The organism is Salinibacterium sp. NYA9b, from assembly GCF_976973725.1.
The window spans coordinates 833,314-858,700 of sequence record NZ_OZ333476.1 but is presented as its reverse complement, the minus strand read 5'-3'; the positions used below and the strand labels follow the sequence as shown (position 1 = coordinate 858,700).

Below are 25,387 nucleotides of genomic sequence, written 5' to 3'. Positions count from 1 at the left end.
TCACATGACCATTACCCCTCTTGACCTCACGCAGCGCCTCGCAGGCAAAGTGGCCGTCATTACCGGCGGAGCGAGCGGCATCGGCCTGGCCACCGCGCGCCGCTTCGCCGCCGAGGGCGCCACCGTCGTCATCGGCGACATGGACGAGACGACGGGTCTCGCGGCCGCTGAACTTGTTGGCGGCCACTTCATCAAAGTCAACGTGACGGATGAGGCGCAGGTGAACGCCCTCTTCGACACCACCGCCAGCACCTACGGCTCAGTCGACATCGCCTTCAACAACGCCGGGATTTCCCCGCCAGAGGATGACTCGATCGTGACGACCGAACTGCCGGCGTGGGAAAAGGTTCAAGACGTCAATCTCAAGTCTGTGTACCTGTGCTGCCGCGCGGCTCTGCGGCACATGGTCAAGCAGGGCAAGGGCTCGATCATTAACACGGCATCCTTCGTCGCTATTATGGGATCAGCGACCAGCCAGATTTCGTACACCGCTTCCAAAGGTGGCGTGCTGGCGATGAGTCGTGAGTTGGGCGTGCAGTTCGCCCGGGAGGGAATTCGAGTCAATGCACTCTGCCCTGGCCCCACGAGCACTCCCCTGCTTCAAGAACTTTTCGCAAAAGACCCGGAACGTGCCGCTCGTCGTCTCGTCCACATCCCCATGGGCCGTTTCGCCGAAGCAGACGAACTCGCAGCCGCGGTTGCGTTCCTTGCCAGCGATGACTCTTCATTCATCACCGCGTCGACGTTCATCGTCGATGGTGGCATCAGCTCTGCCTACACGACACCGCTGTAATGGATGAGCCGACCGGTCTCCACGGAGAGTTGCTGCTGCGCCCGGTGCGCGGGGGCAACTCTTTCGAGGAGACCGTTCAGCGCCTCCTTCAGACAGTTCGTCTTGGGCTGGTCGCTCCCGGCGAACGTTTGCCCGCTGAACGAGAACTCGCCACGATGCTCTCGGTTAGTCGAGACACCGTGCGTGACGCTATCGCCTCGCTCAGCGACGCTGGCTATCTCGTGTCGCGACGCGGTCGCTATGGGGGAACATTTGTCAGCGACGTGCTGCCGACACATATTCCGGGCTCACCCTCAGACGACTCGGTGGGGCCAGCACGCCCGCTCACCCCCGAAGTGATCGAAGACACGCTCACCCTGCGGGAGATCCTCGAAGTCGGCGGAGCGCGCGCGGCTGCAGGTCGCGCCCTCACTCCCACTGAGCGAGAACTTCTCTGGCAGAGCCTGAGCAACGCGAATGCCGCAAGCGACGAAGAATACCGCCGGCTCGATTCGCGCTTTCACCTCATGGTGGGCGAGCTCGCCGGTTCTGCTTCCCTCACTCCGTTGATTGCCGATGTACGGATGCGCGTCAATGAGTTGCTCGACAGCATCCCCTCGCTCGGCCCCAACATCGCGCACTCCAACACTCAGCACGAACAAATAGCCATTGCGATTCTGACCGGACGTCCGGATGCTGCCGCCCAAGCAATGAGTGAACACCTCGCGGGCACGGCGCTCTTGCTGCGCGGCTTCCTCGAGTAGCGGCCGAAGCTCCGATTCACGTTGCGGGCACTCCCGCTACTCAGAAATCCGGCATACGCTGAAGGCATGCTCACCCCACCTGAAGCCGCGAAGGTTCCCACCGAACGCATCCAGCATGGCGACCACTACGTCGACAATTACGAGTGGATGCGCGACAAAGAGAGCCCCGACACCCTCGCGCATCTCCACGCCGAGAACGCGTTCACCGCTGCGCGCACGAGTCACCTGAGCGTGTTGCAGGAGCAGATCTTTGAAGAGATCAAGGCCCGCACGCAGGAGACCGATCTGAGCGTTCCGGTTCGCCGTGGGCAGTGGTGGTATTTCAGCCGCACCGAAGAGGGCAAGCAGTACGCGATCCATTGCCGCGCGCCGATTGCGGCCGACGACGACTGGACTCCGCCGACGATTGCCGAGCCTGTGGCTGGTGACGCTGAGGGTGCTGCCACGGATGCCGCTGCCGCCGCTCCCACGACGCTCCCCGGTGAGCAGATCCTTCTCGACAACAACGTCGAAGCAGAGGGGCACGACTTCTTCAGCCTCGGCTCGTTCTCGCTCAGCGACGACGGAACCCTGTTGCTCTACGGTGTCGACATCGAAGGCGACGAGCGGTACACGTTGCGCGTGCGCCAGCTCGGTGATGCCGCTGCAGCGAGCGCTGACACGAGCGGCCCCTCCGACGCTGGGACCGTCATCCGCTTCAGCTCCGCCGATGACCTTCCGGACGAGATTCCGGGCACCGCGGGTGGCGCGCTCTTGGATGCCACGGGCAAGTACGTCTTCTATACGACGGTTGATGATGCGTGGCGCCCCGATACCGTCTGGCGCTACGAACTGGGCACTGCTGCGGCATCCGCGGTGCAGGTGTTTCATGAGCCCGACGAGAGTTTCTGGGTGGGCGTTGGGCGTTCGCGCAGTGGCAAGTATCTGGCGATCGAGGCCGGTTCACGCCTGACGAGCGAGACGCGACTGCTCGACACGAGCGACCCGACCGGTGAGTTCGAGGTCGTCTGGCCGCGCGAAGTCGGCGTCGAGTACGACGTCGAGCACGTGGTGGTTGGCACGCAAGATCGTCTGCTGATTGTGCACAACAAGGATGCAATCAACTTCGAGCTCGTGAGTGTTGCGGCGGCGGATCCCCTCGGCGAGCGCCGCGTGATCCTCCCCCACAATGAAGCCGTGCGCCTCGAGGGCGTGGATGCCTTCAAGGACTTTGTGGCCATCGAGTACCGCCGCGAGGGTCTCACCCGCGTGGCGATTGCGATCGTTCCGAAGCATGGCGGACGCTACGAAGACATTCCGCATGAACTGAAGTTCGACGACGAACTTTTCACCGTTGGCCTCAGCTCCAACCCCGAATGGAATCAGCCGAGCATCCGTCTCAGCTATGGCAGTTTCGTGACCCCGACGATCGTCTACGACTACCTCGTGGATGACAACGAACTCGTCGTGCGCAAACAGCAGCCGGTGCTTGGCCGCTTTGATCCCGCGCTATACACCCAGCGTCGCGAGTGGGCCACGGCCTCCGACGGCACTCGCGTGCCGATCTCCCTCGTGTACCGCAACGACCTCGTGGTGCCCGGCACCCCGGCCCCGACCGTGCTCTACGGCTACGGCTCGTACGAGATCAGCATTGACCCGGGCTTTACCGCTGCCCGCCTGAGCCTGCTCGACCGCGGCATGGTGTTCGCGGTCGCCCACGTGCGCGGCGGTGGCGAACTGGGCCGCACCTGGTACGAGGGCGGCAAGAAGCTGCACAAGCGCAACACGTTCACCGACTTTGTCGCGTGCGCCCATCACCTCATCGACACCGATGTCACGTCAAGCGATCGACTCGTTGCTGAGGGCGGAAGCGCCGGCGGTCTGCTCATGGGTGCCGTCGCGAACCTGGCCCCGCAACTGTTCTCGGGCATCCTCGCGGTCGTCCCCTTCGTCGACCCGCTCACCTCGATCCTTGACCCCTCGCTGCCGCTGACCGTCATCGAGTGGGACGAGTGGGGTGACCCCCTGCACAACGAGGAGGTTTACTACTACATGAAGTCGTATTCCCCCATCGAGAATGTGCACGACACTCACTACCCGCGCATCCTCGCCGTGACCTCGCTCAATGACACGCGCGTGCTCTACGTCGAGCCGGCCAAATGGGTTGCCCGACTGCGCGAGGTGGGAGCGGATGCTCTGCTCAAGACCGAGATGGCGGCAGGCCACGGCGGCGTCTCCGGTCGCTACGACGCGTGGCGCGAGCGTGCCTTCAACTACGCGTGGATGGTGGATGTGACGCGCGACTCAGTGGGCTGATCGGGAAGTCTCCTCGTCAGCGAGCTGATCGGGAGCGCTCCGCGTCAGCGAGCAGCAGCGATGTTTCGACTCGCCAGCCAGAGCACGATTGTGCTGGCAATCGGAAGCATTGCAAAGAGCAGCGGTGCGCTGAGCCAACTTGACGCCAACACGATGCTCGCGACGCTGACGAGCAGCACCGCGTCAGCCTGCCAGAGCACGATCAGCACGCCAGAAAGGTCTCCTGCCGCGGTAGGGATAGGTGCGAGGAGTTCGATCGGCATTTGCCCCTTAGTGGCGTTCATCATTCGAACGGTGATGACAAACAGCGCGAATACGACCGCCATAGCAACGCTCAGGAGCGACGCACCGGTAGCAGTCGCGGCCAGAGCTCCCGAGCCCACGAAAACGAACACCCCGGCCACCGGAAGCAGCGCGTGCAGCGCGAACTCTTTCGCTACACCGAAACCGTAAAGCGGCACTGCGACAGCGGTATCGGCGGCGTGGCGAAAGCCATCGCTCCACACGCCGAGCGCGAGAAACGCAATGATTCCGCCGAGTAGGGCCGGTGCCCACGCAACCGTCGCGGGCACAGCACTCATGCTCGCGAGCACGAACCCTGAGACGAGCAGCGACAGCGCCGCAACGATGGGTCGTTCGGGAGAACGCAGCGAGCCAACAAGATCACGCACGAACATCAGTACGGGCATTGGCACATTCCGCACTGCTCTCCAACGACGACCCGCGGTCGGAAGGCTCCGAAACTCTGCGAATGCTCCCGCAAGGTCGGCTGTCGCACTGAACGTGGCGGCGCTGCTCCAGCGCTGCGCCTGAGCTCTCAATTCAGGACCGCGGATGCTGTCCAAGAGTCGCGGAATAGCGAGGGCGGCGATGATCGCCATCACCACCAACGCCACAAACGCTGGCCACGCCGGAAGCGCGGCGCCAGGGTAGAGCAGTGCAAACCAGCCCCACGGCGTTGCGGCCAGTCCGCCCGGAATCGCTGCCATGCCGAGTGACGCCACTGCGAGCGCCGCCGCTACTTGTTGTGAGGTGGGCGTCGACACGCTCTGGCCGAGCAACCACGCAATTGAGGCAAGGATGCCGATCAGTACTGTCGCCGCTACGAACGCGATGACGGAGAGCGCTGTCGCCGCGCCCGCCACTGCGAGCGCAGAAGCGAGGACCAGCGCGACCGCGGTGAGCGCCACCACGAGTTGTGAGGCCGAGATAAGAAACGGGCGCCGCAGTGTGTGACGGCGAGGCAGATGATTGCTCGCGACGACGTTGCTGCGGAACAGATCCATGACCGCTGGTCCGCGAGCGCGTCCGACCACGACAAGTCCGGCAAAGAGCAACCCGGTGATCGCGGAGAGCACCGCCGGCGCGGTTGGGCTCGCCACTAGGGCCATCACGTCGGGAGTGGCAAGGCCAAGCACCGCCATCCGAATAATGGGTACGCCAACAATGAGCAGAAGCAACACGCTCATATAGATCACGTACGTGAGTTCGCTCTCACTCTGTGCCTGCCGGTCGCGGCGCAGTTGCTGCAGACGCCGAAGCGTCGGATCGGATGCCATTACGAGCGTGTCAATGCAACAGTGCTGCCGCTCACAGCGTCGATCAGTTTCGCGTTGTGCGAGGCAAAGAGCAGTGTCGTGCCCTCAGCGACGAGACCTCTCAGGATGCGGGCGACCTGGCTTCGGCGTTCCTTGTCGAGTCGCTGTTCTGGCTCGTCGAGCAGCAGCACGTCGAAGGGCCGTGCGATTGCGAGAGCCAAGGAGAACATCTGGGTTTGGCCCGACGAGAGTTCGTGGGCGAAGCGCGTTCGCAGGCGAGTAAGGCCGAAGTCATCGAGCAGCACTGCGGCCCGCTCGCGAGCGACAGGAACCTCCGCACCCCACGAGACGCCGACCATGGTCAGTTGCTCGTCGAGGGTGAGATCGCGGGCGAACGAGGTGTGGCCGATATGACCCGCCACCATTCGTCGAAAAGCCGGGCTTCGCTCATCCGCTGGCAGCTCACCGACGTGCGCGCTTCCCGTTGTTGGCGCAATCAGGCCAGCGAGCACTCGCAGCAACGTGGTTTTCCCGGCACCATTGGCGCCGATGATGGCCGCTGCAGTGCCTGGCGAGATGTCGAACGACACCGACTCCAAGAGCGGCACGTCATCGATGCGAACAGCAAGGGAGTCGACTCGGATGCCGAAACTCCCGTCAGCTCCCGCAACTGCTGCCGTGTCCTGAGATTTCCCCATGAAATCCAGTGTAGCTAGAGGGTGCGAAAAATGCTCCTGCTAGTCAGTCCACCACTCGTCGTACATCGACACCGGCACCGCACGCTTGTGGCGAGTGTTGAGGAACTTCTTCTCGATATCGGCGGCGGCCTCGGCGGGCACTTCGAGGCCCTCAAGGTAGTCGTCGATGTGCTCGTAGGTGACGCCCAGGTTGGCTTCGTCGGCCTGGCCGGGCGTGTGGTCGAGCAGGTCGGCGGTCGGCACCTTTTCATAGAGGCGCTCGGGAGCATTGAGGTGCTTGAGCAGCTGCTTGCCCTGGCGCTTCGTGAGGCCCGTGAGCGGCAACACATCAGCACCACCATCACCGAACTTGGTGAAGAAGCCTGTGACGGCTTCGGCCGCATGGTCTGTTCCGACCACGAGGTAGCCGAGCTGCCCCGCAATCGCGTACTGCGCCACCATGCGCTCGCGTGCCTTCACGTTGCCCTTGTTGAAGTCTGTAATCGGCTCGCCCATCGCATCCGCGAATTCGGCGGCGATGCCGTCAACAGCCCGCTGGATGTTGAAGGTCACTTCGCGGTCAGCCTCAATAAAGTCGAGCGCCAGTTGCGCATCGTCTTCGTCGTGCTGCACACCGTGCGGCAGCCGCACGGCCACGAACTGTGCTTCGATACCCTCCGCTCGCAGTTCAGTGACGGCAAGCTGACAGATTCGCCCGGCAAGCGACGAATCCTGACCACCGCTGATGCCCAAGACGAGGCCCTTGGCGTGCGAAGCCGTGAGATATTCCTTGAGAAACTCAATGCGCCGGCGAATCTGTCCAGCAGGGTCGATCGTGGCTTGGGTGTTCAACTCGGAAATGATGCGCGCCTGCAACGAAGTCATGCGTTAAATCTAACCCGGAGCGGTGTCATTAGGATTGTTCATTTTTACTGCGCCGCAGACTCTCGGCGGGTTAGCCTGAAACTGTTACGCCCACGAAACACAGGAGCTCCGGATGATCGACCAACTACTTCGCCCCAAGATTGCGTTTTGGACAGGGCTCGGCCTGCTCATCGTGGGATTCGTTCTGGGCAACTTCGTGATTCCCAACCTTTATTGGGCCGCGCAATCGATCGGCTTCCCGCTCGCTTCGCAGTTCGCAAGCGGCCTTGCCGGTGGGGTCGAGTTTCTCACTCAGATCGCACGCCTCGTCGGCCCGGTATTGATCGTCGGCGCACTCGTCATGCTGAAGATCGAGCGCACTTCTGGGGGAACGCGCGCGAGCTAAGCCAGCTCCTGCGCGATCTCCCACGGCAGCCCAGACGGGTCGAGAAACACGGCAGTACGACGACCCCACGGCCGATCAATGGGGCCGTTGACGAGCTCGACGCCATGCTCGCGCACAGCAGCACACGCGGCATCCACATCGGGTACATTCACTGTCAGCATTACGGATGCTGCTGCTCTCGCTTCTGCGATCGGCTCGGGCGCTATCAACGCGGGGGCTTCGGTTCGCGCTAAGACGTTGATCACGATGGCACCAACGCGCAGCGCGACCGAGACGTCGTCTTCAAAGAGGATGGGCGCGGCAAAGACGGTGGTGTAGAACTCTCGGGATGCAGGAATGTCATCCGCAAACACCGTGATCGCTTCTACGTTGTCTAACGAACTGGTCATCGGTCTTTCCCTCCGTTTTTCACCAACGACACGTCCTGAACGGCACACGATTGTTTTGATACCGGTGGGTTCTAAATATCCACGAATGGACGTAGAGTGGATGAATGAGCACCACATTAACACCAACCGCTGGCCGCCCTCGAGCGTTCGACGAAGAAGCTGTGCTCAACCAGCTCACCGCGCTGTTCTGGCAGCAGGGTTACGGCAATACCTCCATGACAGACATTGTTGAAGCCAGCGGGGTTCACAAACCCAGCCTGTACCGCACCTTCGGAAGCAAAGAGGAACTCTTCGCGACCGTGCTTCGGCGCTACCTCGGCGAGCGCATGGCGATGCTCGCGCAGCTGCGCGCTGAATCCGGGACCGGCATTGCCGGCATCCACACTTTCTTCGACAAGTTTGAAGAATTCGCGGGCACCGACGAGGGCAGTTGGGGCTGCCTCATGGTGATGAGTGCGAACGAATTGCGGGGCAGCACGCCAGGCTACGAAGACTTCTCCGTCGAGAACAGCCGTGCTCTTCACGCGCAGATGACGGCTCTCGCAGCCCTCGCGTTCCCCGGTTCGACCGAGAATGACGAGCTGACCGCGCAACGAGCCGACATGCTCTCGCTGTTGTTCTTCGGGCTTCAAGTCACCATCCGCTCCCAAGCTGGTGCCGAGCACGTGCATTCTGCGTTTGCCTCCATCCACGCGCTCGTCGACACCTGGCGCTAGGCCTCCCCGCCTGCTAGCTCGCCAGATAATCGCGGACACCCGAATTGGGCGGTGGTCTGGTCGCTTCGTGATCGCTAGAGTTGTGGGGTGATCGTCGCACCCGAAGCGACTTCACGCTAAAGGATTCACTGTGAAGTACCCGATTAAAACTGCACTCGTCGCTGCCCTCGCGACCTCGCTCGTTGCGCTCGTCGCTACGCCGGCATCCGCTGCCACCTATGCGAACGTCTCGGCCGAAGCATCCGGAAACAACATTGCCGGTCGTGCTGCCGCCACCACCCTTCGCGATGCCTGGGGCGCCGCCATCACCGCGCGTGGCGGAACCGTTCCCGCGCCTCTCGTCATCAACGGAACCCACAACGACCCGCTGTCAGGAGTAATTGCAACTACCGCCGGGGGCACGACCGTCTCCGTTGAACGCACCATGTACACGCCCGGCGCCACAACAACGTATGTCGGCATCAGTCCGAACTCGGGGATCGCACAATGCACGGGCAGCGGCAACACGCTTCAGAGCAGCTCACCCCGGCCGTCACTTCTCGATGGCAATAGCGGCTGCACAAACGGCGCTGGCTTCAGCTACGGGGCATCCGGCGGCAATTCGCAAGAAGCAAACACCCGTGATGCTTTCGAATTCACCTTCTCCACGGGCGTACTCGCCTTCGGCGGTTGGTTCGGTGACCTTGAGACGCGCACCGACGGGTCGGGCGTGCCAGCGCTCGTGCGCCTCTACGACACCGATGACCTTCTCCTTTCTGAAGAAGAAGTCGTTCCCAGCGGCGACCAAAGCCTCTGCGGCACTGACCCTGACGGCTGTGGCAACCGCAGCACACGCTGGATCGGATTCACCGCTGACCTCACGACTCCGGTCGCACGCATGGTGGTCATTGTCGGAGACGAACACGAGACAGGAACCGCCGTCGCGGAAGGGATGAGCTTCATCGGTCCCTCGGTCGTTGATGGCACTGCGGAACTCACCATCGCGAAGACAGCGACCCCGTTGCCCGCGGGCGCGACCGCCGTGGGCGACGACATCGACTACAGCTTCCTCGTCACCAACTCAGGAACGCTCGCACTCGGCAACGTCGCCGTCACCGACGCGGGAGCGCACAACCTGTCCTGCCCCGCGAATGCCCTCGCGGCGACCGAGACGATGATCTGCACCGCCGAGCATGCCGTAACCCAAGACGACATTGACGCGGGCAGCTACACCAACTCAGCTACCGCATCCGGCAAGGTCTGGAATGAGACGGTCACCTCGGCCGCAGATACCGCCACAACCACGATCAATCAGGCACCCGCGCTCGACCTCGCTCAGAGCGCAAACACCACGACTTATACTGCCGCCGGCGATACCGTGGCGTTCACCGTTTCGGCAACCAACACCGGCAATACGACGCTCGAGAACATCGTCGTCACCAGCACTTTGCCGACTCTGTCGTTCGACTGTTCGGCAATGCCCGCTGACCTTCTCCCTGGCGCTACGGCGATCTGCACAGCAACCTTGATAGTCACGGATGTCGGAGCCGACTTCTCGAGCGTCGCAATGGTGGCATCCGATCAGCTTTCACTCGCATCAGATGCCACCACCATCCGTTTCGCTGGAGCTTTACTGCCGGCAACCGGCTCGGACGCCACACACACGACTCTCGCGGCAGCCTTCCTGCTCATCGCGGGGTCGACGCTGCTCGCCGTCCGCCGAAACCCAGCACGGCGACGTCAGTAAGTTCAGCGGAGACAACTCCCGTCTCGCCCGACCTCCACGGCTCGGAAACACAAGCACCATGAGGCGTACTAGGCGATCCACATTCGCTGTTGTCGACGATTCCGCGTACGTTTCATACACACCGGTTTGTCTACAACGGAGGACACTGGAGCATGAGACACGCGCTGCGCCGACTGACTCTTCGAGTGCTCGTCGTCGCTGCCTGCTCTGCCGCAGCACTCGCGTTAGCCGCACCGGCGGCGGCCGCACCCGCCTCCCCTGCGTCTGCGTCTGCGTCTGCGTTCGCGTCAGCGTTCTCGCCGGCCTTCTCGATCAACGCCACAGCGAGCGGCACCGCCGTGGCCGCTGTCGACGACCCCGATGCGCTTGACCCCGGAGCGCCAGAGACTCCCCCAGCGACGATCACTCCGAGCCCGACTTCTACGCTCGATCCACTCCCAACACCGACTGCCCCTTCCACTTCGATTCCCACCCCCACTCCGGTCCCCTCCGAGACCGCTACTCCGACCCCCAGCGTCACGCCCACGCCGGTCGAGACTCCGGTCGATGAGGTCGAGGTTGTTCCCCTGCCGGCAACACCGCCAAGCGTTGCGACCTCCACCGTTTCGCTCACGTCACTACTGATCGCAATCGCTGTGCTGGCCGCGAGCCTCTTTGTGCTCTGGCTCGCCCTTCGCCGGCGCTCCCTCCCAGAGCACACTGCCGCACCGGCAGCACCGTTGCGCGACAGAAATACCTCCGCTGGTGTGGTGCTCGATTCATTGGCGGATGTCGGTGAAGCGATGATCGACAGCGGCTATCCCGTCAGCATGGTTCGTTCTGCGGTGCAGGATGTGGCCACCGCAAACGGGTATCCCTCCGCTGAAGTCATCGTGTTTCCGACGGCGATATTGGTGTCGTTGGATGCCGACGGCTCTGCCCAGACCCGCGCCGTCTCGGCTGGCCGACGTTCCTATTTACTTCACCATGTTGACGTGATTGACCGCGTCGTCAAAGTGGGGCGGGTTCGGGCTGGCTCTAGCGCGTGGGTAACTCGCCAGCTCGCCAAGGTACGAGAGCTTTCTGCACCGTTTTCTCCTGTTCAACGAGTCTTCGCCTATGCCCTCACGTCAGCAGCAATCTCGGTTCTTTTGGGATCGTCATGGCTGGGAGTGCTGTTAGCTGCGGTTCTTGGCCTCGGCGTCGGCACGCTGCTCTTGCTTGGCGAACGACTCCCCTCCGCCTACACGGCTCTCGTCATTGTGGGGGCAGCGCTCGGCTCGTCACTGATTGTGCTGCTTGTAGCCCGCATCTCCGCGGACTCCGGAGTGCTGCCGTCGCTCGTGGCCCCTCTCGTCATCCTGTTGCCGGGTGGGCTGCTCACGACAGCTGTGATCGAGCTTGCGACCGGCCACATCATGTCGGGTTCCGCCCGCGCCGCAGCCGGAGCCATGCGGCTACTGCTGCTCGCCGTCGGCATAGTGTCCGCCGGCGCCCTCGTGGGAGTTCCTACGATCAATCTCGATGTGTCGAGCGAGCCACTCGGCCCGATCGCCCCGTGGGTCGCGGTCGCCGTGTTTGGACTAGGCATCACGGTTTATCAGTGCGCTCGGCCCACATCCATTCCGTGGATCATGCTCGTGCTCTACGTTGCCTACGGCGCCCAAGTAATTGGTGACGTGCTGTTCGGCGGCGTGCTCTCGGCTCTCATCGGTGCCATTGCCATGACTCCCGTCGCGGTTCTCGTCGCCCGACACCGCAGCGGGCCTCCCGCCATCGTCAGCTTCCTCCCTGCGTTCTGGTTGCTCGTACCGGGGGCGCTGGGCCTCGTGGGCGTCACAGAGGTCTTAGGCGGCAACACAGGAGCGTTCAGCAGCCTCGTCACGACCGTCGGAACGATGATCGCAATCGCCTTGGGCGTGCTCATCGGCCTTGCCGCTTCAAGCTCGCTACGAGACCAACGCATCCCGCAGCTCTTCGACTTCCTTGAGCCCGCTCCCGCGACCGAGCCAGTGACGGTGTCGGCACCAACCCATCAGCACGACGGTGAACAGGACGCTGAACCCGCGGTTGAACCCGCGGCCGACAAATAGCCGCCGAACCTTACTGAGTCGTCACCTTTTCCAACACGTTCCACAGCGCGCGCTGCCCGTCCGGGTTCGTGAAATGACTCTGGGTCGCGGCGGTGAGCGGTCCCGTCATTTTCTTCGGCGGTGACGCGAAGAAGGCGCCGGTCACCTCATCCGAGAATTCGATCGCGCGGAGGTAGCGAGCAGCCGCCGTCGGAACGCTGTGTGAGACACCAGGAATGAGTTTCATGAGCGGCAGCAGCACTCTGCGCATGATCGCGGGCATCCCCCGCGACGCTTTCGTATCCGGAGTGTTGCCTGGCGACACCGCGTTCACCGTAATGCCTGCGGGAAGTTGGGTGGCGAGCTCTTTCGCCCACCAGACAGCAAACGTCTTGGCCGTCGCATACTGACTGTTGTTGCTGTATTTCAGGGGTGGCTCTGCGCGAAGAACGGCCTCGATCGCGCATTCCAGATCACCATCGAAGGATGCCGCAGCCAACTCAGCAACGTCAACGACCGTGAACGAGGGAACATCTCCGCGCGCGGCCTCCGACCCGGCAATGATGATGCGCGCGTGGGCGCTCAGCATCCCGCCCCGGAGCAGGTGCATAGTAAACGCGTGGTGGCCGGTGAGCGTGGCTGACATGATCTGTTCGATGCCCGCCGATGTTCGGCGCAATTGCGTCGTGGAGGCGACGCCCGCGTTGAGGATGAGAGCGTCGATAGCAGTGCCGTCGGCGATGACGGTTTCGGCAGCCAGAGAGACGGAGCTGAAGTCGTCAAGGTCGAGAGTCACGGGCACAAACTGAGCGCCGGGAACTCGTGCACTGAGTGAAACCCCAGCCTCCGCGACTTTCTCGTCCGTGCGCGCCGTGATGATGATGCGGCCGTAGCCTGCCTCGGCGAGTTGCGCTGCGGCTTCCCAGCCCACACCGGAGCTTGCACCTGTGACGAGGGCGGTCATGCGTGCGTGGGGATTCATCGTGAGTCTCTCTCTGGTCACACACCGTCGAAAAGCGTCGCAGAACCGGCGACCAGCGAGAACAGTGCAGCCAAGAATCTCACACCCGCGGGCGGATCCCGCATCCGAATGCGCTGCCTGAGCTCGTTAACGCAAAAATCCCGGTCTCAATGAGACCGGGATTCTTTACGTGGTTGCGGGGACAGGATTTGAACCTGCGACCTCTGGGTTATGAGCCCAGCGAGCTACCGAACTGCTCCACCCCGCGGCGTATATAAAGCGTAACACAGGGTGAACGGCACGAAAACCGAACTCAGCGGGCTCACAGTGTGCTGCGGCCCGCTGAGACAGAATTTGCTATTCGGTGGCGGCGATTGCGCGCTCGATTGCGTCGACCATTTTCTGGTCAGCTTCTGCAGCAGCGACGAGGTCGTTGTCTGCATAGGCGGCGTTACGGTCGGCAAGCGCTGACTTGTAGTCGGCGAGTGCACTGTCGAGTGCCGCATTGTCACCGGGAGTGACAACCGGTGCATCCGGGTCTACTGGCGCATCCGGGTCAACGGGAACATCCGGCGTTACCGGAACTTCACCGTCGCCGGCTTCGGCGCCAGAGTCTCCGCCAAACAGTGTGTCGAGTGCTTCGTCGAGAGTGTCTTCGAAGGCAATCTCGTCACCGAACGACACCAGCACCTTGCGCAGCAGTGGGTACTGAGTTCCGCTGGTCGACTGAACGTAGACCGGCTGCACGTACAGCAGCCCGCCGCCGACGGGGAGCGTCAGCAAGTTACCAAGCTTCACCTCGGTGTCGCCCTGCTGGAGAAGTGCCAGCTGGTTGGCCACGATCGTGTCGGTATTAAAGCTGTTCTGCACCTGTCCGGGACCAGGAATCGTGTCCTGCTTCGGCAGCGTCAGCAACGTGAGCTTGCCATAATCAGGTCCCGCATCCGAGTTCGCCGTCAAATAACCGGTGAGAACACTTCGACTGGCGTCTGCTGTTCCCTTAGGAATGAAGGTCGAGTAGAGAGTGAACGCGGGGTCTTCTGTTCCCGGAACCTGCATAGTGAGGTAGTACGGGGGCTGAAGCGAACCGGTTCCAGAAACCGGATCCTCCGGGCTAACCCACTGGTCATCACTCGAGTAGAACGAGCCAGCATCCGTCACGTGGAAGGATCCCAGAATTTCGCGCTGAACCTTGAACAGGTCGGCGGGGTACCGCACGTGATCGAGCAACTCAACGCTCATGTCGCTTTGCGGCAACAGGGTGTTCGGGAAGATCTTGTTCCACGTTTGCAGAACTGGTTCCTCGTCATCCCAGGCGTAGAGCTTCACCGAACCGTCATACGCATCAACAGTCGCCTTGACCGAGTTGCGGATGTAGTTGATGTCGTCGAGCGCGAACTGCGGCGCCGGCGTGTAGCTGTCGGCAATCGCGCTAGAAAGCTGCTCAACCTGCGAGTACGGGTAGTTAGCACCCGTGGTGTAGCCGTCGACGATCCACACAATCCGGTCGTCCACAATGGCCGGGTACACGTCACTGTCAAGGGTGAGGTACGGAGCAACCTTCGCTACACGCTCGAGAGGCTCGCGATCGTAGAGAATCTGCGACTCGTCAGTTACGTCTGAGGCGAGGAAGATCTGCTCAGACTGGAACTTCACCGCGTAGACAAGCTTCTTGAAGATGTTGTCGAGCACAGGCCCGCCGTCGCCCTCAAACGTCGTCGTGGCGTTCTGTTCGCTGTCTTCTCCACCCGAGGGGTAGTCGAGTTCGATGTCGTCAGAGCCTTCAGGGGCACCAACAATCGAGTACTCGGGTGAATTTTCACCGAAGTACACGCGAGGGTTGTAATCGCCGAGATCTCCAGTGCTCGGGATGCCCGACTCGAGGAACACCGGCTGACCGTCGGCAGCACGCTGGTTACCGAAAGCCGCAACGACGCCATAACCGTGGGTGTAGACGACTGCGTTGTTGTACCACGACTGTGACTCGCCAAGACCGGACTGGTTGAGCTCACGAACCGCAATCACGGTGTCTTGAGTTTCGCCATCAATCTCATAGCGGTCAACGTCGAGGTGGCTACCGAACTGGTAGTACTGCTTGAACTGCTCGAGCTGCGCAAATGCTGCTGGGGCGATCGCGGGGTCGAGAATTCGGATGTTGGCCGTCGTGGCTGCGTCTGCACGAAGCGCACCGGGCTCAGCATCCGTTGTCGCGCTGTAAGGAACTTCGTCTACATCAGCGACACCGTACGCATCCCTCGTCGCTTGAATACTTCGATCAATATATTCGGACTCGTAGGTACGCGCGTTGGGGTCTACCTGGAAGCGCTGAACGATCCACGGGTAGAGGTTTCCAACGACCAGACCACTAATGAGCAGCAAGGCGGTACCGATCATCGGAAGACGCCAGCGGCCAATGATCGCCGTGACGATGAAGAGGATGGCCACGATCGCCGCGATGCCGGCGAGAATCGCACGGCCCGGGATGGTGGCGTTTGCCTCGGTGTAGCTTGCACCGGTCTGCAGGAAGCCCTGGCTGGTGGAATACAACGTCGTGTACTGGTCAAGCCAGATGCTGACGGCCTGCAGTGCGAAGAAAATGCTTGCGGTGATCGCAAGCTGCACTCGAGCGGAACGCGAAATGCGCACCTCACGACCGTGAACGCTCAGAGCACCGTAAAGGTAGCTTGTGGCGAGCGCGCCGATGAACGAGATGATCAACACGGCGGACGCGAAGCCAACGATGGAGTGGTACATCGGGAGCTCGTAGAAGTAGAACGAGATGTCCAAGCCGAACTGCGGGTCGGTCTCACCGAACGAGCTGCGGTTCAGCCATTGCAAAGCAACGGGCCAGGCGCTCGCTGAGGAGACACCACCGAAGATGCCGAGCAGAACCGGGATGCCGACCATGGCGAGCTTGCGCAGCGGTTCGACAACCTGCTGGTAGCCCTCAAGCTGTGCATTGAGTTTGGCGTAGATGGGGCGTGCGCGGAAGGCGACCAGCAGGCTGACGCCTACGGGAACGGCCATCGCGACGAAGCCGATGATGAACATCACGGCTGTAGCGATCCACTGGGTAGTGAGAACCTCCAAATACCCGGCCTGGCTAAACCAGAGCACATCGGCGTAGAGGTTCGAGAACAAGAAGAACGCGATAACAATGACAGCGAGAATTATCGCCGTAATCGTAAACGCAGACCTCGTCTTGCTCGTCGGGGCTGATTGGGTTTGGCTCGACACAGTACTTTGCTCCTGAAATTGGGGGCTTAGAGCTATCTTAAAGGTCTTTCATGGGCGCGGGGCTGGTGATCGCTCTCAGCGTTACACAAGCTCCGTGCAATGTTCTACACAGGGCTGTGTGCTGGAGGCAGCACACAGGAAGGTTCGTAGCAAAGTTGACGGATCAGGCAGCGCTCAATTGGCGCTGCATGAAGGCAGTCCCGCGCCGCTCAAGCCGCCGCGAATGCTGGCAAGCGCGACGAGCGCATCGTTGAGGTCGTCGACCGCATAGACGGTGAGTCCCTTGGGAGTGTTTTCTGCGACCTCGTCACAGTTTTCGACGGGCGCAAGGAAGAAGTCGGCACCGGCAGCCTGGGCGCCATACATCTTCTGCTGGATGCCACCGATCGGGCCGACATCGCCTGTTGCGGTGATCGTTCCTGTGCCAGCAACTTCGGTGCCGCCGTTGATTGCGCCAGGCGTGAGCTTGTCGATGATTCCGAGCGCAAACATCATTCCCGCGCTCGGTCCGCCAACGTTCTCCAACTGGATCTTCACGTCGACCGGGAAGTTGTACGCGCTACCCACCACAACACCAATGACCGGGATGGCGTCGTCGCCTTCGCTCATTGTGGGGGTGATCTCGACGGTCAATTCTTCGTCTTCGCGCTCGAATACAACCTCGGCGGGAGTTGTGGTTCCGTTTGCTGCGATCTCGTCGCGCAGTCCCGCAACGTCGGCAAAAGTCTCACCGTTCACGCTGCGGATGATGTCGCCTGCTTCGAGCACGCCTTCTGATGGCCCGCCAGCGGAGGTTTCCGCAACGGTCAGCGTGGCATCAAATTCGTAGCCCAGGTCAGAGAGCGCTGCGGCAATTGCTTCCTGCTGCGAGGTCTCCATCTGGATGCGACCGGCTTCGGTGGAATCCTCGACCGTTACGCCAACGGGATAAACAGCTTCGACCGGAACAATTGCTTTGCTGCGATCGAAGTAGGCGGCGCCAACCTCAAACCAGCTGAGCGGTGAATCGGGGTTTCCCAACACGTTGACTGTCAGCATGTCGAGCGCACCCTCTGTGGGGTAGGTCGTCTCGACCGGAATCTGAATGAGCGGCACGAGGGCGCCTTCAATTTCCACGTCGCCCAAAGTGTCGTACACCGGGCCAGGTTGCTCGATGATGTACGGCGAAGGTACGAGGGTTGCCAGCAGGGTTCCTACAAGCGCGACGCTCAGAACCAGCCATCCCAGCCAGCCACTTCGGGCGCGGCTCGATGAAGGTTCGGGTCGATTATCAGTAAACAGGGCCACCTAGGTCCTTACGGGGTGGGAGCGGTGTTCGCCACAGGCGCACGGTAAGAGTCACTAGCCTAGGTCAAAACTCAGCCGCGCACGGCATCGAGCGGCTAGCGTTAAAGCATGGCTGACGATGCTGAGAACAATTCCGAAGACGAGTTCCGCGACATGATGCGCGACTTTCTGTCGGGCGAGGGCGAAATCGATCCGGCGAAATTGGCTGGTGCGGCAGGGTTGCCCAACGATCCTGCGATGATTCAGCAACTGCTGAGCCAGCTCCAGAACGCGCTCGGCAAGAGCGGCGATGGAATCAACTGGGACATTGCTCTTGAGCAGGCCAAGAACCTCGCGTCGCAAAGCACCGTGGTGTCATTGCCTGCCGAACGCACCAAACTCGAGCAGGCCCTCCATGTGGCTGCGCTCTGGCTCGACGAGGTCACCGACATCTCCGAGCTCACCGTGGAACCCAAGCTGCTCAGCCGCAGCGAATGGGTCACCATCACGATGCCCATCTGGACCCAGCTTGCTGAACCAGTGGCCAACTCGATCGCCAATTCCCTCACGGACGTTCTCAAGCAGAACGCGCCAGAAGAGATGGATGAGATGCTCAGCGGTGCCAGCAAAGTCATGCGCAACATCGGCGGCACCCTCTTCGCCATGCAGCTCGGCCAGGTCGTTGGTCAGTTGTCGAGCGAAGTGGTGTCGGGCGGCGACATCGGCATCCCCCTCTTCGACGAGCAACAGGCGGTGCTCGTTCCGCAGAGTGTCTTCGCGTTCGGCAACGGTCTCGACCTGCCCGACAGCGAGATTCACCTCTACTTGGCGGTGCGCGAGCTCGCGCACGCCCGACTCTTCCGCCACGCAAAGTGGCTGCGTCTGCAGTTCATGACCTCCGTCACGGCCTATGCGCACGACATCCACATTGATTCGGATGCCATTGCTGAGCTGGCCAGCGGCTTCGACCCCAACAACCCTGAAGAGCTTCGCGACGCAATGACCAACGGTTCGCTGATTCCACCGAAGAGCGAAGAACAGCGCGAGGCCCTAGAGCGCCTCGAGACCGTGCTGGCCCTTGTCGAAGGCTGGGTGGATGTTGTGACGGCGGCCGCTACTTCGCGACTTCCTGCGCGCAGTGCGATCGCGGAGACAGTACGACGCCGTCGTGCTTCTGGCGGCCCCGCCGAGTCTGCTTTTGCCACTCTCGTGGGTCTCGAATTGCGCCCGCGCCGCCTGCGTGAAGCGGCAGCGATGTGGCAACACGTCACCGACGAACTTGGCGCCGACCAACGCGATGCACTGTGGTCACACCCCGACTTGATGCCGACGGCAGCCGATATCGACGATCCCGCGGCCTTGGTTGCGCGACTGCGTGATGGCGGCAGCACTCTGGACGACGTTGATCAAGCCATCAATGACCTTCTCAACGATGAGTCGGGAGATCGCCCTCACGAGGGCGAAAGCTCCTAGCCCTCAGCGAGCAGACTGCGGGCCTCCCACTACGACGGGCGCGCGTGTAGCAAGTTTTTGTCGTCCATAGTTCATCTTCGGGCTGTGGAATCTTCACACTGACCAATCGGACAGTTGTGCACAATGGGCACATGATGCTGCGTGTAGACCCCCGACTACCGCTCGTGTGGCGATCCCCTACGAGTGCTCAGTTCGGCATTGACCCACCCGTCGTTGTATTGCCCCGCGTCACCGAGACTCAAGAGAAGATCCTCTCTGCTCTCGTGGCCGGCATCAGCCGGAGTGGCATCGGCATGCTGGCGAAGTCGCACCCCGACGAATGCAACGATCTGCTTGATGCGCTTTCGCGGGTGCTGGTCGCTACTCCCCCGCAGCCGCCGAGCGCTCACGTCGCGGTTCTAGGTTCAGGCGTTCTCGTCGAGTCCATTGCGCGCATTCTCGCCGCCAGCGGGGTGAGCGTTGATGTCGCTTCCACTCCTGATGAACTCACTAACCCCGATCCAGATCTTGCGATCGTCGTCGGTCACTTCGTGATTCCGCCATCGGTGCACTCACACTGGCTTCGCCGCGATGTGCCCCACATGCCCGTCGTCATCACCGACTCTGCTGCCGAAGTTGGCCCGGTCGTTACTCCTGGAATCACCGGATGCCTGTTATGCATCGATCTTCATCGCCGAGATGCCGACCCGTCCTGGCCTGCCATCGCCACCCAACTCATGGGTCGCACCTCACTCGCGCACACCCCCACGCTCGTTGCTGAAGCCGCCGGGGAGGCGAGCCGCATGGCCCTGCATCGTCTCGGTCGCAGCGGGTACACCGTCTTCGACCAGACACCGGCCGACGCTACGTCATCGGTGCGCATCGATCACGCCACGGGCCGCCGCGATGAAAGCTTGCGCTTTCGGCATCCAGAATGTGGTTGCCAACAGGTGACGAACGTTACAAGCGTTGAGTCCGGTCCCGAACGTCGTCGAGGAAGCGGCTGGGGGCACGACGCGCAGCCCGGCCTGTTTGTGCGCTAGCCGACCACGACATCCCGAGTGATCGTCGCGCACGGGTAATACCGACGTACAGCAGACGACGTTCTTCGTCGATCGCTTCTGGGGTGCGGGCGTAGCTGATGGGCAAAAGGCCCTCATTGAGGCCGATGAGGTGCACGCACTCCCACTCCAGGCCCTTGGCCGAGTGCAGGGTTGCGAGGTTTACAGCGGAACGCAGAGGTTCGTTGTTGCTGCTCTGGCGATCGACAAGGTCGGCCACGAACTCCCGCAGCGTCATCTCGGCAGCGGCATCCTCGGCGAGACGCATGATCACGTTGAGCGATTCCCACCGCTCGCGAACGGCGCCGGCGGTCTCGGGTGGTTCTTGCGACCATCCAATGGAGCGCAGGATGTCGCTGACTGACTTGAACAGTGGCTCGGTAGCGGTCGTGATTGAGGCACCACGCAACAGCATGATGGCCTCTTTAACTTCGCGCTGGTCAAAGAAGCGAGTCGCTCCGCGCACGAGGAAAGGCACGCCGGCCGCGGTGAGCGCGGCCTCAATGGGCTGCGACTGAGCGTTGATGCGATAGAGCACGGCGATGTCTTCCGGGCTGGTTCCCGCGGCAATTTGGGCCGCGACTGCGGCGGCAATGGCGGCGGCCTCGGCGTTGTCATCGTCGTAGCCAGTGACCTGCGGGGTCGGCGAGTGCTCGGTTGTTGCCGCCTGCAGGGTGAGCGCACCCTTCTGGTTCGCCATCAACTTGTTCGCGGTGTGCACAATCTCGGGAGTCGAACGGTAGTTGCGTTCGAGTCGAAGTACCGCAGCGTTGTCATGTTGCGAAGCGAAGCGCAGCAAGAAGTCAGGGCTCGCTCCGGCAAAGGAGTAAATAGTCTGGCTCACATCGCCGACGACACAAAGATCATCGCGGTCGCCCACCCACAGCCGCAGCAGTTCGTGTTGCAGCGGGGAAACGTCCTGATATTCATCCACGACAAAGAAACGGTATTGCTCGCGCACCTGCTGAGCGATGCGGGGCTCAGCCTCGATCATGCCTGCTGCAGCCAAGAGCACGTCTTCGAAATCGATCTGGCGCCGGGCATCCTTGATCGACTCGTAGGCGGACTGGAGTTCGACCATCTTGTCGATAGTCAGGGCCGCGGGTACCGTACGGCCGGCATTGCCGTATTGCTCCACCGACATCCGCGACGTCTTTCGCCACTCGATTTCGGCCGCGACATCCCGCAACGTTGCGGTATCGAGCTTGAGTTTGATCGAGTCGGCAGCGTGCGCAATCATGCGCGCTTTGCCCTCGAGGAGACGCGGCATCGTGCCACCGATGGTCTGCGGCCAAAAAGCGTTGAGTTGGGAGAGAGCCGAGGCGTGGAAGGTGCGCGCGGCGACGCCTTCTGCCCCGAGGCCACGCAGGCGCCCGCGCAGTTCCCCCGCGGCGCGATTCGTAAAGGTCAGAGCCATCACTCGGCCAGGAGGGTACACACCGGTCGCGACGCCGTACGCAATGCGGTGAGTGATTGCGCGAGTCTTTCCCGTGCCGGCACCCGCGAGAAGGCATACCGGTCCAAGGAGCGTTTCGGCGGCCTGACGCTGGCCCTCGTCTAGTGCGTCGAGTAATTCGTTAGCGTCAAGCGTCACGGTTGTTCGTCAATCGGTTGGCCGTACCAGTGCTCGATGATGGCGCGAGCGATCGAAGCATGGCCCGGCAGGCGGATGTCATTGAGAGAGTTCGCAAGCTCGTCGCGGCTGAACCAACGCAGGTCAAGAATCTCGGTGCCATCCGGGGTACCGGGGCCCTTGAAACCGGGAGCAACGGATGCCGTGAAGCCGAGCATGAGCGAGGCCGGAAACGGCCAGGGCTGGCTGCCCAAATAGACGGGATCAACCACGGGAACGCCGGATTCCTCAAAGATCTCGCGCTGCACGGCAGACTCCAACGACTCCCCCGGCTCCACAAAGCCGGCAAGCAACGAGTACCGGTTCGATTCCCAGAGTGCGTTCGACCCGAGCAGCAAGCGGTCGTCGTTGTCGGTGACGCCCACAATGATCGCGGGATCAGTGCGCGGAAAGACTTCAAGCTTGGAGGCGACATCGCGGCGCACCCAACCGGCCTTCTCCACGACGGTCGGCTCTCCCGTGCGAGGTGAGAACAAGTGCGAGGAATGCCAATTCAAGATCGCGAGCGCTTCAGTGAAGAGCCCCGCATCGCGATCGCTCAGCTGTGGAGCAATACTGCGCAGGTTGCCCCACTCGGCCTCGGCAAAGTGTCCGGCATCCTCAAGTTCGACCGTCACGATGGGGGTGCCCACTGGTTCCGGACTCGTGGTCGACATCGAGCGCCCCAGATAGACGCTCGTGTGGCCGCGCTCGATCGCATCCGGGTGCAAGAGCGCTAACGAACCGTCGGCAGACAGCAGCGCCGAGCCATTGAAAATGGGCAGCACGCGGGTGCCCGATTCGCGCCACAAGCGGTCAAGAAGACGCGGGTCTTCCCGAGCTAGGTGGTCACGATCGATCTCATATCGCGACAGTGGCAGTCGCGAAAGAAAAGCCTGTGACATGTATCGACCCCGTCCCAAGTGCGTGGCGTGCGGCAAATGCACGTCAGAGCAACCTACCCTGAGTGTTATGGCCAGATCACATCTCACTCTAGCCGCGCTGGCGACCTCTGCTGTCGAGGGACTCGAAGTTGCCGCAGCCGCCCCGTTCGGCACCGGCAACGGAAACGACTTCGATTCGGCGCTCATCACTGACCGCGCCGGCAAACACTGGATTATTCGTGTGCCGCGAAACGCTGCGGCCGAGAACGTACAGTCCGCCGACCTCGTCGCTTTGCGCGCATTAAGCGCTGGCGTACGCACTCGACTCCCGTTCAATGTCACGAGCTATGCGGGCCAGGTTCCCGTCGGACAAACGCGCGGCATCGTCTACGAATTTGTGTACGGCAGCAAAGTTCCGATGCGCTCGTACACGACCGGTCCTGGGTCGCTTGCGGCATCCATCGGTTCCGCGATCGCCGCGATTCACGCTCTTCCGACAAGCTTCGTTGCGGATGCCGGACTCCCCGTGCAGACCGCCGGCGAGTGCCTCCGTTCCTGCATTTCAATCATCGATCGCGCCGCCGCCACTAAGTTGGTGCCCGCAGCACTGCTCGAACGCTGGCGCAAAGCGGCCGAAGATTCCAAGCTCTGGCAGTTCCAGCCCAGCGTCGTCAATGGTTCCCTCGTCTCCGATTCGTTCCTGAGCGCCGACAACGCTGTGACCGGCGTGCTCGGCTGGCAAGACATCAAGGTCGGCGATCCGGCAACAGACCTACAGTGGCTGCTTGGTCCGCGCAATGACGCGATCATCGACACCGCCTTCGGTGCCTATGCGGATGCTCGCGGAGCCGGCGACCGCCAGCTCAAGCAACGCGCCACCTTCTATGCCGAACTCTCGGTCGCGAAGTGGTTGCTGCACGGCACCGAAGTGCGCAGTACCGAAATCGTTGACGACGCCGGTGAGATGCTCACGACACTGCTCGATGACATTCGTGACGACGTCATGAACCCCATCAGCGCCAACACGATGCCGACCATGGCAGTGGACGAAGTTGAGGCAATGCTGCGCAAGGACAACCGCGCAGTTTAGTTTCACCGGCGTTAGCGCCGTGGCTCGTTGGTCCGTTGACGCGGTGACGCGTTGGCACGCGCCGTGCCGCACTGCGCGTGCCGCACACGCCGTTCCGCATGCGCCATTCTCACCGCGCCTGCTCGCTACTTGCGTTCGCGGCGCCTCCGCGACGATGAACGTAGGAGCGTCGAGCGCAACTTTCGCAACTTCATGCCGCGAGGTTCCGACGGCACTGCTGCGGCATCCACGATGGTGATGGGCTCGGTGATCGCGCGCGACTGATGCTTCGGCACGATGGCCACCCAACGACCGGCTCGGCGCGGCGCCACTTTTACTGTGAGGCGACCGGAGCGGGCGAGCACGATAGCGATGCCGATCGCGACCGCGGCGGGCACACCACCGGCGATGACGAAGGCAAGCTTGGCGCCCCAGAGTTCGGCGATGGTTCCCATGAGCGGACCACCGACGGCCTGGCCGCCAAGAATCACCATGACCCAGAAGGCCATAACGCGACCACGAATGACGAGGTTCGACGAGAGTTGAACCATCGTTTCAGCGGCAGTCATGAGGAGCAGTCGGCTGAGGCCGATACCGATCAGCACACCCAAGAACATGCCGTAGATGGGCACGATGCCCGCGAGCATCATCATGGCACCGTAGAGCACCGCTCCAAAGATGATCGTGCGCAGGCGGAGACTCGCTCGGCGGGCTGAAGCAAGCGCTCCGAGCAGGGCACCGATCGCAGCGAGTGAGTTGTACAGGCCGTAACCGCTGGCGCCGGTGTCGTAGACGGTGTTGGCCATGGCAGCGAGAAGCGTGGGCATCGGCATCCCGAACACAGCGACAACGAAAACCATCACCATTGTCCAGAACAGTGTGGGTTTGGCACGAATGTAGCGAATCGCTTCGCGAATTTGGCCCTTTGATTCCGGAGCCCGCGGGGCGATCAGCAGTTCGTTCTTGCGCATGGACGCCAGGATGATCACTCCGATGACCACCGCGACAGCGTTGATGCCGATTGCCCAGCCGGAGCCAGCGGCAACGATGAGTGCTCCACTCAGGGCAGGCCCGAGGAAGGCGCCCGAGTGGAAAATCGACGCGTTGAGGCTGATGGCATTGCGCAGATGGCGAGGTCCAACGAGCTCGTTGACGAACACCGCACGAGCAGGGTTGTCGAAGACCTGGATGATACCCATCAGGAGCACGAGCAGATAGACGAGCCAGAGCTGGGCGACCCCCATGATGGTGATGATTGCGAGCGCAAGACTGAGCATGCCGATGATGGACTGCGCGACCATCAGAGTCGCCCGCTTGTCGAAACGGTCGGCGATCACTCCGGCATACGCGCCAAGGATGATCGTCGGCGTGAACTGAATGGCGATCGTCAGGCCGACGAGCGCTACGTTTCCCGTGAGTTCGAGAACGAGCCAGTCGACGGCGATGCGCTGCACCCACGCCGCCGTGTACGCGATGAATTGCGCGATGACGTAGAGGCGGTAGTTGTGGAGCCGCAGGGAGCTGAAGGTATCGCGCCAGAGCGGCCGTTGCATGACCGCCGAAATTGGCACGGTCGCCGGCGACGTCTCAGATGGCATGCTCACACGCTCAAGCGTATTGTCTGCTCACTCATTTCACGGCATAATC

At 62.0% G+C, this 25,387-nt stretch carries 20 protein-coding genes and 1 tRNA gene; 10 read left to right on the top strand and 11 right to left on the bottom strand.

The genetic code is table 11. The annotated features are described in order from the left end of the window. The first annotated feature begins 4 nt into the window (after positions 1–4). The 3 genes from ACWFSR_RS04080 (at position 5) to ACWFSR_RS04070 (ending at position 3,831) form a co-directional block, all read left to right on the top strand. Positions 5–793, top strand: coding sequence for a 3-oxoacyl-ACP reductase (locus tag ACWFSR_RS04080; protein WP_197107321.1), 789 nt, complete (start codon positions 5–7; stop codon positions 791–793). Next, on the top strand, positions 793–1,536 hold the full coding sequence (locus ACWFSR_RS04075; protein WP_447523127.1) for a FadR/GntR family transcriptional regulator: 744 nt from the start codon (positions 793–795) through the stop codon (positions 1,534–1,536). The genes ACWFSR_RS04080 and ACWFSR_RS04075 overlap by 1 nt, the downstream gene beginning before the upstream one ends. 66 nt (positions 1,537–1,602) lie before the next feature. Next, positions 1,603–3,831: a S9 family peptidase gene (locus tag ACWFSR_RS04070; protein ID WP_447523126.1), complete on the top strand. Its 2,229-nt coding sequence runs from the start codon at positions 1,603–1,605 to the stop codon at positions 3,829–3,831. Between the two features lie 44 nt (positions 3,832–3,875). On the opposite strand, the gene ACWFSR_RS04065 is transcribed toward ACWFSR_RS04070, so the two are convergent. The 3 genes from ACWFSR_RS04065 to nadE are packed head-to-tail and all read right to left on the bottom strand — an operon-like array spanning position 3,876 to position 6,931. After that, positions 3,876–5,390 (bottom strand): hypothetical protein, encoded by a 1,515-nt coding sequence (locus tag ACWFSR_RS04065; RefSeq protein WP_447523125.1) that lies wholly within the window; start codon positions 5,388–5,390, stop codon positions 3,876–3,878. Further along, entirely contained in the window at positions 5,390–6,067 is a 678-nt protein-coding gene (locus ACWFSR_RS04060) for an ABC transporter ATP-binding protein (RefSeq protein WP_447523124.1), read from the bottom strand. The genes ACWFSR_RS04065 and ACWFSR_RS04060 overlap by 1 nt, the downstream gene beginning before the upstream one ends. Before the next feature lie 39 nt (positions 6,068–6,106). Beyond that, positions 6,107–6,931 carry an ammonia-dependent NAD(+) synthetase gene (gene nadE / locus ACWFSR_RS04055; protein ID WP_447523123.1) on the bottom strand — a complete coding sequence of 275 codons (825 nt, stop codon included), beginning with the start codon at positions 6,929–6,931 and terminating at the stop codon, positions 6,107–6,109. 112 nt (positions 6,932–7,043) lie between these two features. Between nadE and ACWFSR_RS04050 the strand changes: the two genes are divergently transcribed. Further along, complete coding sequence (locus ACWFSR_RS04050) at positions 7,044–7,316, top strand: hypothetical protein (protein WP_197107327.1); 273 nt, start codon at positions 7,044–7,046, stop codon at positions 7,314–7,316. Here the strand turns inward: ACWFSR_RS04050 and ACWFSR_RS04045 are convergent. Continuing rightward, positions 7,313–7,705: a VOC family protein gene (locus ACWFSR_RS04045; RefSeq protein ID WP_447523122.1), complete on the bottom strand. Its 393-nt coding sequence runs from the start codon at positions 7,703–7,705 to the stop codon at positions 7,313–7,315. The two genes, ACWFSR_RS04050 and ACWFSR_RS04045, sit on opposite strands and share 4 nt — an antisense overlap. 104 nt (positions 7,706–7,809) lie before the next feature. On the opposite strand from ACWFSR_RS04045, the gene ACWFSR_RS04040 reads away from it, so the two are divergent. From ACWFSR_RS04040 to ACWFSR_RS04030, 3 genes are all read left to right on the top strand, one after another. Next, positions 7,810–8,421 carry a TetR/AcrR family transcriptional regulator gene (locus ACWFSR_RS04040; RefSeq protein WP_197110251.1) on the top strand — a complete coding sequence of 204 codons (612 nt, stop codon included), beginning with the start codon at positions 7,810–7,812 and terminating at the stop codon, positions 8,419–8,421. Positions 8,422–8,551: 130 nt separating this feature from the next. Beyond that, positions 8,552–10,147 (top strand): DUF7507 domain-containing protein, encoded by a 1,596-nt coding sequence (locus tag ACWFSR_RS04035; protein ID WP_447523121.1) that lies wholly within the window; start codon positions 8,552–8,554, stop codon positions 10,145–10,147. A 152-nt stretch (positions 10,148–10,299) separates the two neighbouring features. Then, positions 10,300–12,219, top strand: coding sequence for a threonine/serine exporter family protein (locus ACWFSR_RS04030; protein WP_447523120.1), 1,920 nt, complete (start codon positions 10,300–10,302; stop codon positions 12,217–12,219). A 10-nt stretch (positions 12,220–12,229) separates the two neighbouring features. Here ACWFSR_RS04030 and ACWFSR_RS04025 read toward each other — a convergent pair whose 3' ends face one another. From ACWFSR_RS04025 to ACWFSR_RS04010, 4 genes are all read right to left on the bottom strand, one after another. Further along, positions 12,230–13,180 carry an SDR family NAD(P)-dependent oxidoreductase gene (locus ACWFSR_RS04025; protein WP_447523119.1) on the bottom strand — a complete coding sequence of 317 codons (951 nt, stop codon included), beginning with the start codon at positions 13,178–13,180 and terminating at the stop codon, positions 12,230–12,232. A gap of 170 nt (positions 13,181–13,350) precedes the next feature. Next, a tRNA-Met gene (locus ACWFSR_RS04020) sits at positions 13,351–13,427 on the bottom strand. Between the two features lie 89 nt (positions 13,428–13,516). Then, complete coding sequence (locus ACWFSR_RS04015; protein ID WP_197107333.1) at positions 13,517–16,396, bottom strand: UPF0182 family membrane protein; 2,880 nt, start codon at positions 16,394–16,396, stop codon at positions 13,517–13,519. Positions 16,397–16,570: 174 nt separating this feature from the next. Further along, positions 16,571–17,683, bottom strand: coding sequence for a YlbL family protein (locus ACWFSR_RS04010; protein ID WP_197107334.1), 1,113 nt, complete (start codon positions 17,681–17,683; stop codon positions 16,571–16,573). A gap of 108 nt (positions 17,684–17,791) precedes the next feature. On the opposite strand from ACWFSR_RS04010, the gene ACWFSR_RS04005 reads away from it, so the two are divergent. Next, complete coding sequence (locus ACWFSR_RS04005) at positions 17,792–19,135, top strand: zinc-dependent metalloprotease (protein ID WP_197107335.1); 1,344 nt, start codon at positions 17,792–17,794, stop codon at positions 19,133–19,135. Positions 19,136–19,266: 131 nt separating this feature from the next. Continuing rightward, entirely contained in the window at positions 19,267–20,157 is an 891-nt protein-coding gene (locus ACWFSR_RS04000; RefSeq protein WP_447523118.1) for a hypothetical protein, read from the top strand. Here ACWFSR_RS04000 and ACWFSR_RS03995 read toward each other — a convergent pair. Together ACWFSR_RS03995 and nudC are read right to left on the bottom strand one after the other, a co-directional pair. Next, positions 20,075–21,769 (bottom strand): ATP-dependent helicase, encoded by a 1,695-nt coding sequence (locus ACWFSR_RS03995; protein WP_197110258.1) that lies wholly within the window; start codon positions 21,767–21,769, stop codon positions 20,075–20,077. The genes ACWFSR_RS04000 and ACWFSR_RS03995 overlap by 83 nt on opposite strands. Beyond that, complete coding sequence (gene nudC / locus ACWFSR_RS03990; RefSeq protein WP_197107338.1) at positions 21,766–22,692, bottom strand: NAD(+) diphosphatase; 927 nt, start codon at positions 22,690–22,692, stop codon at positions 21,766–21,768. The genes ACWFSR_RS03995 and nudC overlap by 4 nt, the downstream gene beginning before the upstream one ends. Positions 22,693–22,759: 67 nt before the next feature. On the opposite strand from nudC, the gene ACWFSR_RS03985 reads away from it, so the two are divergent. Then, a complete protein-coding gene (locus tag ACWFSR_RS03985) occupies positions 22,760–23,761 on the top strand; it encodes a phosphotransferase (protein ID WP_447523117.1) in 1,002 nt (333 codons plus the stop codon). Positions 23,762–23,886: 125 nt separating this feature from the next. Here the strand turns inward: ACWFSR_RS03985 and ACWFSR_RS03980 are convergent, their stop codons facing one another. After that, positions 23,887–25,338 carry an MFS transporter gene (locus ACWFSR_RS03980; protein ID WP_447523116.1) on the bottom strand — a complete coding sequence of 484 codons (1,452 nt, stop codon included), beginning with the start codon at positions 25,336–25,338 and terminating at the stop codon, positions 23,887–23,889. Positions 25,339–25,387: the final 49 nt, after the last annotated feature.

Coding starts and splice junctions, on each gene's coding strand:
- ACWFSR_RS04080 (WP_197107321.1), top strand. CDS start 5: ATGACCATTACCCCTCTTGACCTCACGCAGCGCCTCGCAGGCAAAGTG.
- ACWFSR_RS04075 (WP_447523127.1), top strand. CDS start 793: ATGGATGAGCCGACCGGTCTCCACGGAGAGTTGCTGCTGCGCCCGGTG.
- ACWFSR_RS04070 (WP_447523126.1), top strand. CDS start 1,603: ATGCTCACCCCACCTGAAGCCGCGAAGGTTCCCACCGAACGCATCCAG.
- ACWFSR_RS04065 (WP_447523125.1), bottom strand. CDS start 5,390: ATGGCATCCGATCCGACGCTTCGGCGTCTGCAGCAACTGCGCCGCGAC.
- ACWFSR_RS04060 (WP_447523124.1), bottom strand. CDS start 6,067: ATGGGGAAATCTCAGGACACGGCAGCAGTTGCGGGAGCTGACGGGAGT.
- nadE (WP_447523123.1), bottom strand. CDS start 6,931: ATGACTTCGTTGCAGGCGCGCATCATTTCCGAGTTGAACACCCAAGCC.
- ACWFSR_RS04050 (WP_197107327.1), top strand. CDS start 7,044: ATGATCGACCAACTACTTCGCCCCAAGATTGCGTTTTGGACAGGGCTC.
- ACWFSR_RS04045 (WP_447523122.1), bottom strand. CDS start 7,705: ATGACCAGTTCGTTAGACAACGTAGAAGCGATCACGGTGTTTGCGGAT.
- ACWFSR_RS04040 (WP_197110251.1), top strand. CDS start 7,810: ATGAGCACCACATTAACACCAACCGCTGGCCGCCCTCGAGCGTTCGAC.
- ACWFSR_RS04030 (WP_447523120.1), top strand. CDS start 10,300: ATGAGACACGCGCTGCGCCGACTGACTCTTCGAGTGCTCGTCGTCGCT.
- ACWFSR_RS04025 (WP_447523119.1), bottom strand. CDS start 13,180: ATGAATCCCCACGCACGCATGACCGCCCTCGTCACAGGTGCAAGCTCC.
- ACWFSR_RS04005 (WP_197107335.1), top strand. CDS start 17,792: ATGGCTGACGATGCTGAGAACAATTCCGAAGACGAGTTCCGCGACATG.
- ACWFSR_RS04000 (WP_447523118.1), top strand. CDS start 19,267: ATGATGCTGCGTGTAGACCCCCGACTACCGCTCGTGTGGCGATCCCCT.
- nudC (WP_197107338.1), bottom strand. CDS start 22,692: ATGTCACAGGCTTTTCTTTCGCGACTGCCACTGTCGCGATATGAGATC.
- ACWFSR_RS03985 (WP_447523117.1), top strand. CDS start 22,760: ATGGCCAGATCACATCTCACTCTAGCCGCGCTGGCGACCTCTGCTGTC.
- ACWFSR_RS03980 (WP_447523116.1), bottom strand. CDS start 25,338: ATGCCATCTGAGACGTCGCCGGCGACCGTGCCAATTTCGGCGGTCATG.